Origin of the sequence: Rathayibacter sp. AY1F2 (assembly GCF_002930885.1) — a bacterium.
Classification (GTDB): Bacteria; Actinomycetota; Actinomycetes; order Actinomycetales; family Microbacteriaceae; genus Rathayibacter.
The window spans coordinates 1-15,922 of the sequence record NZ_PSVG01000034.1; the positions used below are offsets into that span (position 1 = coordinate 1).

Here is a 15,922-nt window from a genome sequence, read left to right on the forward strand (position 1 = left end):
GTCGCGGCCGGGATCGGCGCAGCCGGGGCGGGCGCGGCGGTCGCCTCGACGGCGGCGCGCTCGGCCTCCGGGGCGGCAGCGCGAGGCTCGACGCGGGCGATGTACTTCACCCGCAGGCCGAGGACCTGCTGGATCGCCTGACGCAGGTACTCGCTGACTCCGGGCTGCCCGGCGGTTCCCGGCATCTTGAACGACTCGACGTCGTTCTGGCTCGGGAACGAGAGGGTCAGCACGTCGTCCTTGAGGGCGCGCACCTGGGCGGTGTAGGCCACCAGCCAGGCGGTCATCTTCGCCTTCTGCACGACCTCGAGGATCTCGGGCCAGGTGTCCTTCATCCGCTGGAGGGTGACCGCGCCGTCGGCGGGTGCGTCGCCCGCGGCCGCAGCGGGTGCGGAGGCAGCGGGCGCCGAGGCTGGGGGCGCCTCAGTGGACGCAGCGGCCTGATCCGACGGCTCCTGCCCGACCGGCTCCGGACGAGCCGCCGCGGCGGTCGTCGCGCGGGGGCGTCCTGACTCGGCCGGCGCGGACTCGTCCGCCTCCGGGGCGGCCGCCGTCTCGTCGGGCGCCGTCACCGGCGGCGCAGCGACCGGTGCGGACGCCGTCACCGGCGCCTCGGTGCGCGGAGCGGCCGCGATGGACTCGGGCACCGAGCCGGGAGCGGCGGCGTGCGAGGCGTGGTGGGGCTCGGGCGCACGGGACGGCTCGGACGCGCGCGACGCCTCGGACGACCGCGGGGCGGGCGCCGCGGACTCGCGCGGCGCGGCCTCGTGCCGCGGGCGCTCCTCCTGGGCCGCAGCGGGCGCGATGCCGGCGCCGGTGCCGTGCACCAGGGTGCGGGCGATCATCAGCTCGAGGTGCAGGCGCGGCGAGGTCGCACCGGTCATCTCGGTGAGGGCCTCGTTGACCACGTCGGCGATGCGCGAGAGCTCGGCCAGGCCGAGCGCGCGCGACTGGCCGGCCATGCGGTCGAGCTCGTCCTGCGAGACGCCGCGGAGCACGGCCGAGGCCGCTCCCCCGGTCGCCGCGACGACGATCAGGTCGCGGAGCTTCTCGAGCAGGTCCTCGACGAAGCGGCGCGGGTCCTGCCCCGTCTGGATGACGCGGTCGACCGCTCCGAACGCCTCGGCGGAGTCGTGCTCGGCGAGCGCGTCGACCACCTCGTCGAGCAGGGCGCCGTGGGTGTAGCCGAGGAGGGCGACGGCCCGCTCGTACTCGACGGTCTCGGCCTCGGAGCCGGCCATCAGCTGGTCGAGCAGGGAGAGCGTGTCGCGGACGGACCCGCCGCCCGCGCGGACCACGAGCGGCAGCACGCCGGCCGCCACGTGCACGCCCTCGCGCTCGCAGAGCTCCTGCGTGTAGTCGAGCATCTGCGCCGGCGGGACGAGCCGGAACGGGTAGTGGTGCGTGCGCGAGCGGATCGTGCCGATGACCTTGTCCGGCTCCGTGGTCGCGAAGATGAACTTCACGTGCTCCGGCGGCTCCTCCACGATCTTGAGCAGCGCGTTGAAGCCCTGCGGCGTGACCATGTGCGCCTCGTCGAGGATGAAGATCTTGAAGCGGTCGCGCGCCGGGGCGAAGATGGCGCGCTCGCGCAGATCGCGCGCGTCGTCGACTCCGTTGTGGCTCGCCGCGTCGATCTCGACCACGTCGAGCGAGCCCTGGCCCTCGCGGCTGAGCTCGACGCAGCTGTCGCAGACGCCGCAGGGGGTGTCGGTCGGGCCCGTCGCGCAGTTGAGGCAGCGGGCGAGGATGCGCGCCGAGGTGGTCTTGCCGCAGCCGCGGGGGCCGCTGAAGAGGTAGGCGTGGTTGACGCGGTTGGTGCGGAGCGCCGTCATGAGCGGATCCGTCACCTGGGACTGGCCGATCATCTCGGCGAACGTCTCGGGCCGGTACCGGCGATACAGGGCTGCTACCACCCGACAAGAGTAGCCGCGACCTCCGACACCGGAGCCGGGACGGCGGACCTCCGAGCGCGCGTAGCCTCGGTCCCGTGCTCCCGCCGCCTCCGCTCCCCCGCTTCGACGCGGTCGTGCTCGCCGGCGGACGCGCTTCCCGCCTCGGCGGCGCGGTCAAGCCGCTCCTCCGGCACCGCGAGTCGACGCTCCTCGGCACCGCCCTCGCAGCCGTGCGCGGAGCCGAGCGGAGGGTCGTGGCCGGACCGTCGTCGCTCGCACAGGCCGTCGACGGCGCCGAGCTCGTCCAGGAGGATCCGCCGTTCGGCGGCCCGGTCGCGGGCCTGGCCGCCGCGCTGCCCCTGCTCGACCGCCCGGGCGCTCCGGACTGGGTCGTCGTTCTCGCCGCCGATCTCGTCGCCCCCGCTCCCGCCGTGCACACGCTGCTCGAGGTCGCATCGAGCGCCGTCGAGGCCTCCCTCCTGGCCGTCGACGCGAGCGGCCGAGCCCAGCAGCTCCTCGGCGTGCACCGGCGAGCGGCCCTCGTCGAAGCGCTCACCGCGCTCGGCGATCCCGACGGCGCCTCGGTGCGCGCCCTCCTCCGGGTCCTTCCCCCGCGGCTCGTGACGGTGCCCGGAGGGACGACCGACGACGTCGACGCGCCCGCCGACGCGCACCGGCACGGGATCGACCTGCCGGTCCCGCGCGGCGCAGACTGAGCGGATGGACGACACGACCGGCCCCCGCCCCTCCGCCTCCGACGGCGCCCGCCCCACCGAGGAGGTGCTCGCCGGCTGGTGGGCCGAGCTGTGCTCCGCGCTCGGCCTCGGCGAGGTCCCGGTGGACCCGGACGCCCTGCTCGCCCTCGCCGGTCGCGCGGCGCACGGAGTGGTCCGGCCAGCGGCTCCGCTGACCACGTTCCTCGCGGGCTACGCGGCGGGCCTGGCCGGGGGTGGACGGGACGCGCTCGACGCGGCGCTCGCGGCCTCGCACCGGGCGGTGGACGAGCGTCCGCACGCCTCCTGAGACGCTACTCCACCGGCCTCGATCCGGCACCAGGTCGACGCCGTACGGTTCCCCCGAGTCCCGGCGCCGCGGCTCGGACCGAGAGCGGCGCAGGACTCCCGCGGCCGACTGCGCCGCGGTCGTCCATCTGAAGGAGCCCCGCATGTCAGGCAACAGAGCCGTCGCCTACAAGTCCCCCGGAGTCGTCGAGGTCATCGACATCGACTACCCCACCTTCGAGCTGAAGGACGGACCCGGCGTCAATCCGGCGAACATCGGGCGGAAGCTGCCGCACGGCGCCATCCTCCGCACCGTCTCCACCAACATCTGCGGCTCGGACCAGCACATGGTCCGCGGCCGCACCACCGCTCCGTCGGACCTCGTGCTCGGCCACGAGATCACCGGCGAGGTCGTGGAGGTCGGCCCCGACGTCGAGTTCGTCAAGGTCGGCGACATCGTGTCCGTGCCGTTCAACATCGCCTGCGGCCGCTGCCGCAACTGCAAGGAGCGCAAGACCGGCATCTGCCTCAACGTGAATCCGGACCGCCCGGGCAGCGCGTACGGCTACGTCGACATGGGCGGCTGGGTCGGCGGGCAGGCCGAGTACGTGATGGTCCCCTACGCCGACTGGAACCTCCTGGTGTTCCCGGACCGCGATCAGGCGCTCGAGAAGATCCTCGATCTGACGATGCTCTCGGACATCTTCCCGACGGGCTTCCACGGCGCGGTGACCGCCGGGGTCGGCGTCGGCTCCACGGTCTACGTCGCAGGAGCGGGACCGGTCGGACTCGCCGCGGCGGTCGGAGCGCAGCTGCTCGGAGCGGCCGTCGTGATCGTCGCGGACCTCAACGAGGAGCGTCTGGCGCAGGCGCGCTCCTTCGGCTGCGAGACGGTCGACGTCTCGAAGGGCGATCCGGCCGGCCAGATCGAGCAGATCCTCGGCGTGCCCGAGGTCGACTGCGGAGTGGACGCCGTCGGCTTCGAGGCGCACGGCAACGGCGCCGACTCGGGGAAGGAGGCGCCGGCGACGGTGCTGAACTCGCTGATGTCGATCACCGCGGCGGGCGGCGCCCTCGGCATCCCGGGCCTCTACGTCACAGGCGACCCGGGCGGAGTCGACGAGGCGGCCCAGGAGGGCTCGCTGTCGATCCGCCTCGGGCTCGGCTGGGCGAAGTCGCTGTCCTTCACCACGGGCCAGTGCCCGGTCATGAAGTACAACCGGCAGCTGATGATGGCGATCCTGCACGACCGGGTCCACATCGCCGACGCGGTCCAGGCCACCGCGATCAGCCTGGACGACGCTCCCCGCGGCTACGCCGACTTCGACAAGGGCGCCGCGAAGAAGTTCGTGCTGAACCCGAACGGCTACCTGGGATGACCGACGGGGCGGGTCCTGCCCAGGGCCCGCCCCGAGCCCCGGGAGAATGGACGGGATGAGCGCACACGGGCACGAGGCGACCGACTGGGACGAGGCCAGGCGGATCGTCGGCGAAGCGGTGGCGCGCTCCGGCGTCTCGACAGTCCCCCTCCTCGACGCCCGCGGAGCCGTCCTCGACCGCGCCGTCACCGCCGCCCGGCCGCTCCCCCACTACGACTCCTCGGCCATGGACGGCTGGGCCGTGCGCGGACCCGGGCCCTGGCCGCTCGAGGACGGCACCGCCGCGCCGATCGTCACCGGAGCCGCCGTGCCCGACTGGAGCGACGCGGTGCTGCCGTCCGAGCAGGGCGCGGTCCGCGACGACCTGCTCACGGCGCGGGCGCCCCTCCCGCCCGGCCGCCACGTCCGGCGCGCGGGCGACGAGGCCGCCCGCGGAGCCGTGCTGGTCGATGCCCGGACCCGCCTCACTCCCGCGCACCTCGCCCTGCTCGCGGTCGCCGGGATCGACGCGCTCGACGTCCGCCCGCCCGCCGCGGTCGACCTGCTCCTCACGGGGGACGAGGTCGACACCGAGGGGATGCCGCCCGCCGGACGGGTGCGCGACGCGTTCACGCCGCTGCTGCCCGCGCTGGTCGAGCTCTCGGGCGGAGCCGTGGGAGAGATCGTGCGCCGCGGCGACGACGAGGAGGCGATCGCATGGACGCTGCTGGCGGGCACGGCGCCGATCCTCCTCACGACGGGCGGGACCGGGCGCTCCCGGGTGGACGCGGTCCGTCGCGCCCTCGATGCGGTGGGCGCGCGCGTCCTCGTCGACGGCGTCGGCATGCGCCCCGGCCACCCGACCATGGCTGCGCTGCTGCCGGGCGGGACGCTGGTGATCGCGCTGCCGGGCAATCCGCTCGCCGCCCTGCTCGCGGCGCTCTCCTTCCTGCCGCCGGCCCTCGACGCGGCGTCGGGCGCCGCTGCCCGACCTCTCGGCCGGGGCGTCCTCGCCGAGCCGCTCGGGCGCGCGGGGACCACGGTGCTCGTGCCCGTCTCCTCCGGCGAGGACGGCTGGCGGGCCTCCGCCGGCATCCGCTCGCACATGCTCACCGGTCTCGCCGCCTCGGAGGCCGTGGCCGTCGTGCCCGCACCGGGAGCGGCAGCGGGCGACTCGGTGCGCCTGCTGCCGCTGCCCTGGTGAGGCCTACGCCGCCGGTTCGAGGCGGATCACGACCGACTTCGAGGTCGGCGTGTTGCTGATCTTCGCGGTCGAGTCCAGCGGTACGAGGACGTTCGTCTCGGGGTAGTAGGCGGCCGCGCAGCCGCGGGGCGTGTCGTACGCCACGACGCGGAACGCCTCCGCCCGCCGCTCGACGCCGTCGGGCCACTCCGAGACCAGGTCGACCATCGCGCCGTCCGCGAAGCCCAGCTCGGCGACGTCGTCGGCGTGGACGAACACCACCCGGCGGCCGTCGTGGATCCCGCGGTAGCGGTCGTCCTTGCCGTAGATCGTGGTGTTGAACTGGTCGTGCGAGCGCAGCGTCTGCAGCAGCAGCCTGCCCTCCGGAACCCGCGGGTACTCGAGCGGATTCGCGGTGAAGCGGGCCAGGCCGGAGGGGGTGTCGAAGCGGCGCGAGTCGCGCGGCGGGTGCGGGAGGACGAAGCCGCCGGGCACGTCGATCCGGGCCTCGAAGCCGTCGAAACCGGGGACGACGTTGGCGATGTGCGAGCGGATGCGGCGGTAGTCGTCGCGCAGTCCCGCCCAGTCGACCCGGGGGACGTTCTCGCGGCCCTCGAGCAGCCGCTCCGCGATCCCCGTGAGGATCGCCACCTCCGAGCGCAGGCCCGGGCTCGGCGGGCGCAGGCGGCCCCGGGAGGCGTGCACGGCGCTCATCGAGTCCTCGACCGTGACCCGCTGCTCGCCCGAGCGCTGCACGTCGGAGTCGGTGCGGCCGAGGGTGGGCAGGATCAGCGCGCGCCGGCCGGTGACCACGTGCGAGCGGTTGAGCTTGGTCGAGACGTGGACGGTGAGGGCGAGCGAGCGCATCGCCGCCTCCGTCACTCCGCTGTCGGGCGTCGCCCGGGCGAAGTTGCCGCCGAGCCCCATGAACACGCGGGCCTTCCCGTCGCGCATCGCCCGGATCGCGGCGACCGTGTCCGTCCCGTGCACGCGCGGGGAGGAGAAGGAGAACTCGCGGTCGAGCGCGTCGTGGAAGGAGTCCGGCATCCGCTCGAAGATGCCCATCGTGCGGTCGCCCTGCACGTTCGAGTGGCCGCGCACCGGGCAGACGCCCGCGCCGGGCTTGCCGATGTTGCCGGTGAGCAGGAGCACGTTGACGACGTCCTTGAGCGTCGCGACCGAGTGCGCGTGCTGCGTGAGGCCCATCGCCCAGCAGACGACGGTGCCCTCGGACGCCGCGATCAGCTCGGCGACGGTGCGGATGCGCGTCTCGTCGATCCCGCTCGCCCGCTCGATCTCGTCCCACTGGACCTCCCGCAGCCCGTGGAGGTACTCGGCGAGGCCGCCGGTGCTCTCGCGGATGAAGGCGTGGTCGAAGACGTCGCCGCGCGCCTCCTCCGCCTCGAGCAGCGCCTTGCCCAGACCCTGGAACAGGGCCTGGTCGCCGCCCAGCCGGACCTGGAGGAAGTGGTCGGCGAGGGCCGTGCCGTCGCCCAGGGTGCCGCGGACGGTCTGCGGGTTCTGGAAGCGGAGCAGCCCCGCCTCCGGCAGCGGATTCACGGCCACGATGGTGCCGCCGGCGCGCTTGGCGCGCTCCAGCGCGGTCAGCATCCGCGGGTGGTTCGTTCCGGGGTTCTGGCCGGCGACGATGATCAGCGGTGCCCGCTCCACGTCGCGCAGGCTCACCGAGCCCTTGCCGATCCCGATCGTCTCAGTGAGGGCGGATCCGCTGGACTCGTGGCACATGTTCGAGCAGTCGGGCAGGTTGTTCGTGCCGAAGCCGCGGACCATCAGCTGGTAGACGAAGGCCGACTCGTTCGAGGTCCGGCCGGACGTGTAGAAGATCGCCTCGTCGGGGCTCGCGCAGGCTCGCAGCTCCTCAGCCACGAGGTCGAGCGCCTCATCCCAGCCCACCGGCCGGTAGTGCGTGGCGCCCTCCTCGAGCAGCATCGGCTCCGTCAGCCGGCCCTGCTGGCCGAGCGCGAAGTCGTCCCACTCCTCCAGCTCCGCGACGGGGTGCGCGGCGAAGAAGGCCGATGTGACGGTGCGGAGCGTGGCCTCCTCGGCGACCGCCTTCGCTCCGTTCTCGCAGAACTCGGCGACGTGGCGCTTGTCGCCCTCCGGCCAGGCGCAGCCCGGGCAGTCGAATCCGGTCTTCTGGTTCACCCGCAGGAGCGTCTCGGCGCTGCGCACCGGGCCCATCTGCTTGAGCGAGATCTCGAGGGCGTGGGCGACGCCGGGGATCCCGACGGCGCGTCTCTTCGGCGACCGGACGGAGATGCGGCTCTCGTCGATCGGACTCTCGCGGGGCTCGGCGTCATCGACCATTCCTGCATCGTACGTCCGCACGCCGGCATCGCTCCCGGTTCCCGGTGGGAGGATGACCTCCACCGCCTGAGGAGACCCATGAGCCGCAGTGTCGCCCGCACCCGCCTGACCGCCGTCCGCGCCGACGATCCGCCCCGCCGTCGCGAGGACGTCCTGGCCGTCGAGGAGCCGCTCGAGATCCGCGTCGGCGGACGGCGCTTCAGCGTGACCATGCGCACGCCCGGCGACGACTTCGACCTGGTCGCGGGATTCCTGGTGTCCGAGGGGGTGCTCACAGAGTCGGAGCAGCTGGCGGCGATGCGCTACTGCGCGAGCGGCTCCGGGCCGGGCGAGAACACGTACAACGTGGTCGACGCGAGCGTTCGCGGCGGGCGGGAGGCCGTGCTGCTCGAGCGCGAGCGGTCGGTGTACACGACGAGCTCGTGCGGAGTGTGCGGGCTCGCGTCACTCGAGGCGGTCGCCACCGACTCGGCGTGGAGCGTCGCGGAGGACGACCTGCGGGTCGAGCGGGAGCTGCTGGTCTCGCTCCCTGATCGGCTCCGCGAGGCGCAGGCGGTGTTCGAGCGGACGGGCGGCGTCCACGCGGCCGGGCTGTTCGACGCGGACGGCTCGCTGCTGGTGCTCCGGGAGGACGTCGGGCGGCACAACGCCGTGGACAAGGTGGTCGGCTGGGGGCTCCGGGAGGGGCGGCTGCCATTGCGGGGGACGCTGCTGCAGGTGTCGGGGCGCGCCTCGTTCGAGCTGGTGCAGAAGGCCGTGATGGCCGGCATCCCCCTGCTCGCCGCGGTCGGTGCCCCGTCGTCGCTGGCGGTGGACCTGGCTCGCGACTCCGGCCTCACCCTGATCGGCTTCAGCCGCGGCTCCGGCTTCAACCTCTACGCGGGCAACGCGCGCCTGCTGCCCTGAGCCGGGGCTCCTCAGCCGGCTCCTGCGGATGGAGCAGCCTGCACAGCGGGCGCATCGAGATCCCCCTCGTACTCGGTGGCTCTCGACACGCCGCGTCCCGCGGCTACTCGACCAGCGAGGGTCGCCGCGTGTTCGGCAGAGGGCGCGACCCGGAATCGCGTGCGAGCGATTCAGGGCAGCCCGACAAGACCCGCTCTGCGCAACGCAGGCCCACGAGAAGCCGACCGCGGTCGTGCAGCGGGCCACCGCTGCACGACGAGCGAGCACCGCCGCGTGCGAGCGATTCAGGGCACCCCGACGCTCCACGCTCTGCGGAACGCAAACCCCTGAGAGGCCGACCGAGGTCGCGCAGCGGGCCACCGCTGCACGACGAGCGAGCACCGCCGCGTGCCAGCGATTCAGGACAGCCCGACAGGAGCCGCTCCACGGGAGCCGCCACCCCCGGAAGCCGACCGCGAGTCGTGTCGCGGCTCCGCCGCTACACGACCGACAAGCTCTGCCGGGCGATCTCCAGCTCCTCGTTCGTGGGGATCACGAGGACGGCGACGCGGGAGTCGTCGGTGGAGATGCGGCGGGCGCCGCGGTCGGAGGACGTGTTGCGCTCGGGGTCGAGCTCGATGCCCAGGCCCTCGAGGCCGCGGAGGGCGCCGGCTCGGACGGCGGCGACGTTCTCGCCGACTCCGGCCGTGAACACCACGGCGTCGACGCGGCCCAGCTGGGCGTAGAAGGCCCCGATGTAGTGGCGGAGGCGGTGGTAGTAGACCTCGAGCCCGGCGCGGGCCTGCTCGTCGCCGGCCTCGGCCGCCTCCTGGACGTCGCGCATGTCGCCGCGACCCGTGAGGCCGAGGAGGCCGCTTCGGCGGTTGAGGAGGGTGTCGAGCTCGTCGATCGAGAGGCCCGCCTTGCGGGCCAGGTGGAAGACGACGGCCGGGTCGAGGTCGCCGGAGCGGGTGCCCATCACCAGGCCCTCGAGCGGGGTCATGCCCATCGAGGTCTCGACGGAGACGCCGCCGTCGACGGCGCAGGCGGACGCTCCGTTGCCCAGGTGCAGGACGATCGTCTTCAGGTCGGAGCGGCGGCGGCCGAGGTAGGCGGCGGCGGCCTCCGAGACGAACTTGTGCGAGGTGCCGTGGAAGCCGTAGCGGCGGACGCGGTGCTTCTCGGCGAGCTCGGCGGGCAGCGCGTAGGTCGACGCCTCGGCCGGGATCGTGTGGTGGAAGGCGGTGTCGAAGACGGCGACGTGCGGAACGTCCGGGAAGGCCTTCTGCGCCGCCTCGATGCCCTCGAGGTTGGCGGGGTTGTGCAGCGGGGCGAGGTCGGCGAGGTCCTCGATGTTGATCTTGACCAGGTCGGTGACGACGGTGGGCTCGAAGAAGCGCTTGCCGCCGTGCACGACGCGGTGGCCCACGGCGACGGGAGGGAACTCGTCGAGGCTCGGGCCGTGCTCGCCGAACGCGCGGATCATCGCGTCGAAGCCGGCGGTGTGGTCGGGGATCGGCCCCTCGATCTCGAACGACTCCCCGTCGCGGGTGTGCTTCGTGCGGCCGGTGTCCTCGCCGATCCGCTCGACGAGGCCGCTGGCGAGCGTCTCCTCGGTGGTCATCTCGATGAGCTGGTACTTGAACGACGACGATCCGCTGTTGACGACGAGGACGACGGACATGAGGGGACTCCTGGGGTGATCGGGGTCGGGAGGGGCGGCGGCGGGGTCGCCGCTAGCGCACCACGGGGATGGCGGCGGTGGGCGGGACGATGGCCTGGGTGGCGGCCTGGATGGCCGTGATCGCGACGGTGTTGACGATGTCCTGCACGAGCGCGCCGCGCGAGAGGTCGTTGACCGGCTTGCGCAGACCCTGGAGGACCGGTCCGATGGCGACGGCGCCGGCCGAGCGCTGCACGGCCTTGTAGGTGTTGTTGCCCGTGTTGAGGTCGGGGAAGATGAACACCGTCGCGCGCCCGGCGACCTGGGATCCGGGCATCTTCGAGGCCGCGACCGCCGCGTCGGCCGCCGCGTCGTACTGGATCGGGCCCTCGACGAGCAGGTCGGGCCGGCGCTCGCGCACCAGAGTCGTCGCCGCGCGGACCTTCTCGACGTCGGCGCCGGCTCCGCTCTCGCCGGTGGAGTAGGAGAGCATCGCGATGCGGGGGTCGATCCCGAACTGCTGGGCGGTCTCGGCGGACGAGATCGCGATGTCGGCGAGCTGCGCCTCGGTGGGGTCGGGGTTCACCGCGCAGTCGCCGTAGACCAGCACGCGGTCGGCGAGCGCCATCAGGAACACGCTCGAGACGACGGAGACGCCCGGGCTCGTCTTGATGATCTCGAAGCCGGGGCGGATGGTGTGCGCGGTCGTGTGCGCGGCTCCCGAGACCATCCCGTCGGCCAGGCCGAGCTGCACCATCATCGTGCCGAAGTAGGAGACGTCCGTGACGGTGTCGTAGGCGTGGTCGTAGGTGATGCCCTTGTGCGCGCGGATGCGGGCGTACTCCTCGGCGAAGCGCGCGCGGTGCTCGGGGTCGAGGGTGCTCAGCACGCGCGCGCCGTCGAGGTCGAGGCCGAGGCCCGCCGCACGGGCGCGGATCTCGGCCTCCTCGCCGAGGATCGTGAGCCGGGCGATGCCGCGCTTGAGCACGGTCGCGGCGGCGCGGAGGATCCGGTCGTCGCCGCCCTCGGGCAGGACGATGTGGCGGTCGGCGATGCGCGCGCGCTCGATCAGCCCGTACTCGAACATCAGCGGCGTGACGACCTCGGACCGGCCGACGTCGAGGAGGGTGAGCAGCTCGACCGCGTCGACCGCCTCCTGGAAGAGGGCGAGGGAGGTGTCGCGCTTGCGCGGGGAGTCGGCCGCCAGGCGGCCGCGGGCCGCAGTGACGCGGACGGCGGTGTCGTAGGTGCCGAGCTCGGTCATCACGATCGGCACGCGGCTGTCGACGCCCTCGATCAGCCGGACGATCGGCTCCGGCAGCTCGAAGCCGCCGTTGAGGATGATGCCGGTGACGGTGGGAAACGTGCCGGAGGCGTACGCCATGATCACGGCGAGGACGACCTCGGGCCGGTCGCCGGGGACGATCACGACGCCGCCCTCGGTGAGCCGCGGCAGGACGTTCACCATGGACATGCCGGCGATCACCACGCCGAGCGCCTCGCGGCCGAGCAGCTCCGGATCGCCCGCGACGACGACGCCGTCGACCGCCTCGACCAGGCGGGACAGGCTCGGAGCGACGAGGAACGGATCCTCGCGGATCGCCCAGACCGGGACGGTGGCGGGGATGCTCTCGCGGATCGCGGCGACGGCGTCGGCGGCGGTGTCGGGATCGGCGCGGTTCGCGATCACTCCGATGAGGCTCGCGTGGGCCGTGCGCAGCTCGACCGAGGCGAGCTCCGTGATCTGGCGCATCTCCTCCGGCGTGCGCGCGGGAGCCTGGCCCAGCTGCTCGCTGCGGGACGAGTCCCGGCCGGTGAGGACGAGCAGGACCGGGGCACCGAGGTTGGCGGCGATGCGGGCGTTGTAGCCGAGCTCGGTGGGGCTGCCGACGTCCGTGTAGTCGGAGCCGAGGATGACGACGGCGTCGCACCGGGCCTCGACGCCCTTGTAGCGCTCGACGATCCGCGAGAGCGCCGCCTCGCCGTCGGCGTGGACGTCCTCGTAGGTGACGCCGATGCAGTCCTCGTAGGCGAGGCCCGAGTCGGAGTGGCCGAGCAGCATCTCGAGCACGTAGTCCGGCTCGGAGGTGGAGCGGGCGATCGGGCGGAAGACGCCGACCCGCTGCACCTGGCTGCTGAGCGCATCGAGGACGCCGAGGGCGACCGTGGACTTGCCCGAATGACCTTCGGCGGACGAGATGTAGATGCTCTGAACCATCGGATCCAGCCTACCGAGGGGGTCCCTCCGCCTGGCTGAGTAGAGGCCAGGGATGGGAGGGCGTGCATGGCGCCCGGCTGTGGAGGAGCGTCCGCAGTCGGTAGGGCCTCGTAGCGGCTGTGCGGCGGTCCATCGGCGGAGCAGGCGGGCCGGTTAACGGAAGAAGACCCCCCGCGCACCCGCCAGAGCCCGGTTACCCTTGCTGCGTTTCCGCCCTGGGGGAGTTGGCCTGGATGGCGCCACGCGGGGAGCCGGGTGACAGTCTAACCGACGACGGCGGCCGAGGAGAGCGGGGCGTGTCGGGGTCGTGGTCAGCGGAAGGCTCCGACACCGGCTAGTATCGATGAGTCGCGGCTCAGGTCGTGCCAGGAGGATTCGCCTAGTGGCCTATGGCGCACGCTTGGAAAGCGTGTTGGGTGAAAGCCCTCGGGGGTTCGAATCCCCCATCCTCCGCGAACGGTGTCCGTTGCTCTCGCCAGCACGGGCACCGTTTTGTTTAACCGGTGCGGCCGATCGTCGGAGCCCGGTCGACCGGTGAAGGCGTCGATCGGAGCGGCCCACTCACGCATCGCCGGGTTCGCCCTGCCGGGGCACACCCAGCCGCAGCCGACGACGTCGCGCCGAGCAGGGGCCGCCGATCGTCCGGCGCGTGCCGGGCGCGGGATCAGCCGTAGAGGTGGTTCGTCCGCGCGCAGGAGTCGGAGCAGAACGCGCCACGACGGGCGACGAGCGGGGCCGAGCAGGCGGCGCAGACGGGGCGGAAGAAGAGTTCGGCTATGGATCGCGACATGATCCGACCGTAGGTGCCGGTCCCGGATCGTGCCCGTCGCCATCCGTATTACGACATCGCGGACGACAGGGCGGCGATACGGACCCTCCGGCGACGCCGACCGTCAGTCCGCGATCCGCTCGAGCCACTCGTCGAGCAGGAGCCGCTCCCCCGGGCTGAGCGGCTCGACCTGCGGCAGCGCGGTGCGCAGGGCGACGGCGTGCGCGACGACCGCGCGGGCGGCGGGATCGGTGGGGCCCGCCTCCGCCGTGGTGATCGCCGCGAGGACGGACTCGCGCGAGCGGGACGAGAGCTCGTCGTCCGGGTCGGCGAGGGCGGTCAGCGTGAGGGTGCAGCCGAGTGCGGCCGACTGGAGCAGGCGGGAGGCGCGCTCGACGTCGACCGTGAGGCGGCCGGCCTCGGCGACGGCGCGGACCGCGTCGAGGAGGACGCCGCGGGACAGGCGCGCCGCCTCCGACTCCTCCCCCGGCCGCGCGGTGAACATCAGCGCGTAGAGGTGCGGTTCGGCGAGCCCGAAGGCGACGTGGTGGTCCCAGGCGGCCCGGAGCGCGTCGACCGGGTCGGCCGGCGCCTCGCTCCGCTCGAAGTCGGCGAGAGCCGTGGCGAAACCGGCTGCCGCGGCCGAGTCGAGCAGCCCGCGCAGGTCGCCGAACGTCCGGTAGATCGTGGGCGCCTGCACCCCCGCCGCCGCGCTGATCGCCCGCGTCGACACCGCGTCCCGCCCGCCGTCCGCCAGCAGCTCCACCGTCGCCCGGAGGATCCGCTCCCGCGTCGTCCCGCTCTCACTCACGCTACCGACGCTAACACGCTCCCGTTAGCGCCTCGTCTCCCGGAGCCGCCCGGCCGCGTCAGCGCCGTCGAGCGGTCCCGAAGATCCCGCGCACGACCTCCCGCAGGAGGGTCCTGCCGGCGCTCGAGCCCAGGACCTCCTCGACGACCGTCTTGTCGCGGCGGGCGGTGCGGGTCCCGCGCGAGGTCGGTGCCGTGCGCCGCCGGGAGCGCTCGGCGGCCTGGTCGGCGGCGCGCTCAGCGGCGGCCCGCTCCTTGGCGCGGCGGGCGGCGTCCGCGGTCTCCTCCTTCGCGCGGCGCACGTCCTCCTTCGCGCGGCGGGCATCGTCGTCGGCCTGCTGCTCGGCGGCGGCGCGGGCCTCCTCCGCGTCGGCCGCGGCATCGAGCCGACGGGTGAGGATCTCGCGGGCGGAGTCGCGGTCGAGGGACGTGCCGTAGCGTGCGAGCAGCGGCGAGCGCTGGACGCTCGCCTCGCGGTCGGCCTCGGGGGTGGGCTTCATCGAGCCGAGCGGGGCGCGCAGACGCGTCCAGGCGACCGGGGTCGGCGCGCCGCGCTCGTTCATGACCGTCACGATCGCCTCGCCGATGGGGAGCGCCTGGAGGACCTCGCCGAGGTCGTAGTCGCTCTCGGGGTAGGTCGAGACGGTGGCGCGGAGTGCCTTCGCGTCGTCCGGCGTGTGCGCGCGGAGCTGGTGCTGCACGCGCGAGCCGAGCTGGGCGAGGACGTCGCCGGGCACGTCCTTCGGAGTCTGCGTGACGAAGACGATGCCGACGCCCTTGGAGCGGATGAGGCGCACGGTCTGGGTGATCGCGGCGAGGAAGTCCTTCGACGCGTCGCGGAAGAGCAGGTGGGCCTCGTCGAAGAAGAAGACCAGCTTCGGCTTGTCGAGGTCGCCGACCTCGGGCAGGTCGTTGAAGAGGTCGGCGAGCAGCCACATCAGGAAGGTGGAGAACAGAGCCGGGCGGTCGGCGACTCCGGGGACCTCGAGGAGGCTGACGACACCGCGCCCGTCGGCGGCGAGGCGGAGGAACTCGGCCGTGTCGATCTCGGGCTCGCCGAAGAACACGTCGGCGCCCTGGTCGGCGAACGCGATCAGCTCGCGGAGGATCACCCCGGCGGTCGCCTTCGACAGCCCGCCGAGCTCGGCGAGCTCGGCCTTGCCCTCGTCGCCGACGAGGTAGGTGAGCACGGCGCGGAGGTCGGACAGGTCGACGAGCGGGAGACCGGCGCTCTCGGCGTAGTGGAAGACGAGACCGAGGCTCGACTCCTGCGTGTGGTTGAGGCCGAGCACCTTCGCGAGCAGCAGCGCGCCGAATCCCGTCACGGTGGCGCGGACGGGGACGCCGGTGCCGATGCCGCCGAGCGCGAAGTACTCGGCGGGGGCCGCCTCCGCCCGCCAGTCCTGGCCGATGCCGCGGGTGCGGGCGAGCAGCGCGTCGGTCGCGGTGCCCGGAGTGGCGAGGCCGGAGAGGTCGCCCTTGATGTCCGCAGCGAAGACGGGGACGCCGTGGGCCGAGAGCTGCTCGGCGAGGACCTGCAGCGTCTTCGTCTTGCCGGTGCCGGTCGCGCCGACGACGAGGCCGTGCCGGTTGAGCATGCCGAGCGGGATGCGGACGGGCACGTCGATCCGCGCGTCGCCGTTGACGAGGGCACCGAGCTCGAGGGCCGGGCCGGTGAACGCGTACCCGGCGCGCACGGCGTCGACGGCGCTCTCGGGGAGCGGAGCGGAGCAGTCCGCTGCTCCCGTTGCTCCGGACGCCGTCGCTCCGGACGCCGTCGCTTCCGGTCCGATCGCTCCGGATGCAGATGCT

General features: G+C 73.5%; 12 protein-coding genes, 1 tRNA gene and 1 other RNA gene. 6 read left to right on the forward strand and 8 right to left on the reverse strand.

Translation table 11 applies throughout. The features are described 5' to 3' along the window. A partial coding sequence (locus C5C54_RS16765) for a DNA polymerase III subunit gamma and tau (protein WP_104288838.1) occupies window positions 1-1,916 on the reverse strand: 1,916 nt, incomplete at its 3' end. Window positions 1,917-1,990: 74 nt separating this feature from the next. Here C5C54_RS16765 and C5C54_RS16770 point away from each other — a divergent pair. The 4 genes from C5C54_RS16770 to C5C54_RS16785 all read left to right on the forward strand — a co-directional run bounded on the left by C5C54_RS16770 (window position 1,991) and on the right by C5C54_RS16785 (window position 5,458). Then, window positions 1,991-2,611, forward strand: coding sequence for a molybdenum cofactor guanylyltransferase (locus C5C54_RS16770; protein ID WP_258059556.1), 621 nt, complete (start codon window positions 1,991-1,993; stop codon window positions 2,609-2,611). Between the two features lie 4 nt (window positions 2,612-2,615). Continuing rightward, window positions 2,616-2,918: a DUF6457 domain-containing protein gene (locus C5C54_RS16775; protein WP_219812223.1), complete on the forward strand. Its 303-nt coding sequence runs from the start codon at window positions 2,616-2,618 to the stop codon at window positions 2,916-2,918. Window positions 2,919-3,060: 142 nt separating this feature from the next. Continuing rightward, on the forward strand, window positions 3,061-4,275 hold the full coding sequence (gene fdhA, locus C5C54_RS16780) for a formaldehyde dehydrogenase, glutathione-independent (protein WP_104225123.1): 1,215 nt from the start codon (window positions 3,061-3,063) through the stop codon (window positions 4,273-4,275). Between the two features lie 55 nt (window positions 4,276-4,330). Continuing rightward, the gene (locus C5C54_RS16785; protein WP_181127924.1) at window positions 4,331-5,458 is read left to right on the forward strand and encodes a molybdopterin molybdotransferase MoeA; all 1,128 of its coding nucleotides are present in this window, start codon (window positions 4,331-4,333) and stop codon (window positions 5,456-5,458) included. Between the two features lie 3 nt (window positions 5,459-5,461). Here C5C54_RS16785 and C5C54_RS16790 read toward each other — a convergent pair whose 3' ends face one another. Continuing rightward, window positions 5,462-7,765: an FdhF/YdeP family oxidoreductase gene (locus C5C54_RS16790; RefSeq protein WP_104288833.1), complete on the reverse strand. Its 2,304-nt coding sequence runs from the start codon at window positions 7,763-7,765 to the stop codon at window positions 5,462-5,464. Between the two features lie 78 nt (window positions 7,766-7,843). Here C5C54_RS16790 and fdhD point away from each other — a divergent pair, with 78 nt between their 5' ends. Further along, complete coding sequence (gene fdhD / locus C5C54_RS16795) at window positions 7,844-8,671, forward strand: formate dehydrogenase accessory sulfurtransferase FdhD (protein WP_104288834.1); 828 nt, start codon at window positions 7,844-7,846, stop codon at window positions 8,669-8,671. 478 nt (window positions 8,672-9,149) lie between these two features. On the opposite strand, the gene C5C54_RS16800 is transcribed toward fdhD, so the two are convergent. From C5C54_RS16800 to ffs, 3 genes are all read right to left on the reverse strand, one after another. Further along, window positions 9,150-10,334 carry an acetate/propionate family kinase gene (locus C5C54_RS16800; RefSeq protein ID WP_104227458.1) on the reverse strand — a complete coding sequence of 395 codons (1,185 nt, stop codon included), beginning with the start codon at window positions 10,332-10,334 and terminating at the stop codon, window positions 9,150-9,152. 52 nt (window positions 10,335-10,386) lie between these two features. Further along, window positions 10,387-12,531 (reverse strand): phosphate acetyltransferase, encoded by a 2,145-nt coding sequence (gene pta, locus C5C54_RS16805; protein WP_104288835.1) that lies wholly within the window; start codon window positions 12,529-12,531, stop codon window positions 10,387-10,389. Window positions 12,532-12,690: 159 nt separating this feature from the next. Further along, an RNA gene (ffs, locus tag C5C54_RS16810) (signal recognition particle sRNA small type) lies at window positions 12,691-12,787 on the reverse strand. 112 nt (window positions 12,788-12,899) lie between these two features. Here ffs and C5C54_RS16815 point away from each other — a divergent pair. Then, window positions 12,900-12,984: transfer RNA gene (locus C5C54_RS16815), tRNA-Ser, on the forward strand. Between the two features lie 211 nt (window positions 12,985-13,195). On the opposite strand, the gene C5C54_RS18435 is transcribed toward C5C54_RS16815, so the two are convergent. From C5C54_RS18435 to C5C54_RS16825, 3 genes are all read right to left on the reverse strand, one after another. Beyond that, on the reverse strand, window positions 13,196-13,321 hold the full coding sequence (locus C5C54_RS18435; protein WP_258060618.1) for a hypothetical protein: 126 nt from the start codon (window positions 13,319-13,321) through the stop codon (window positions 13,196-13,198). 103 nt (window positions 13,322-13,424) lie between these two features. Then, a complete protein-coding gene (locus tag C5C54_RS16820; protein ID WP_104288836.1) occupies window positions 13,425-14,111 on the reverse strand; it encodes a TetR/AcrR family transcriptional regulator in 687 nt (228 codons plus the stop codon). Between the two features lie 58 nt (window positions 14,112-14,169). Beyond that, window positions 14,170-15,903: a helicase HerA-like domain-containing protein gene (locus C5C54_RS16825; protein ID WP_104340489.1), complete on the reverse strand. Its 1,734-nt coding sequence runs from the start codon at window positions 15,901-15,903 to the stop codon at window positions 14,170-14,172. Window positions 15,904-15,922 lie beyond the last annotated feature (19 nt).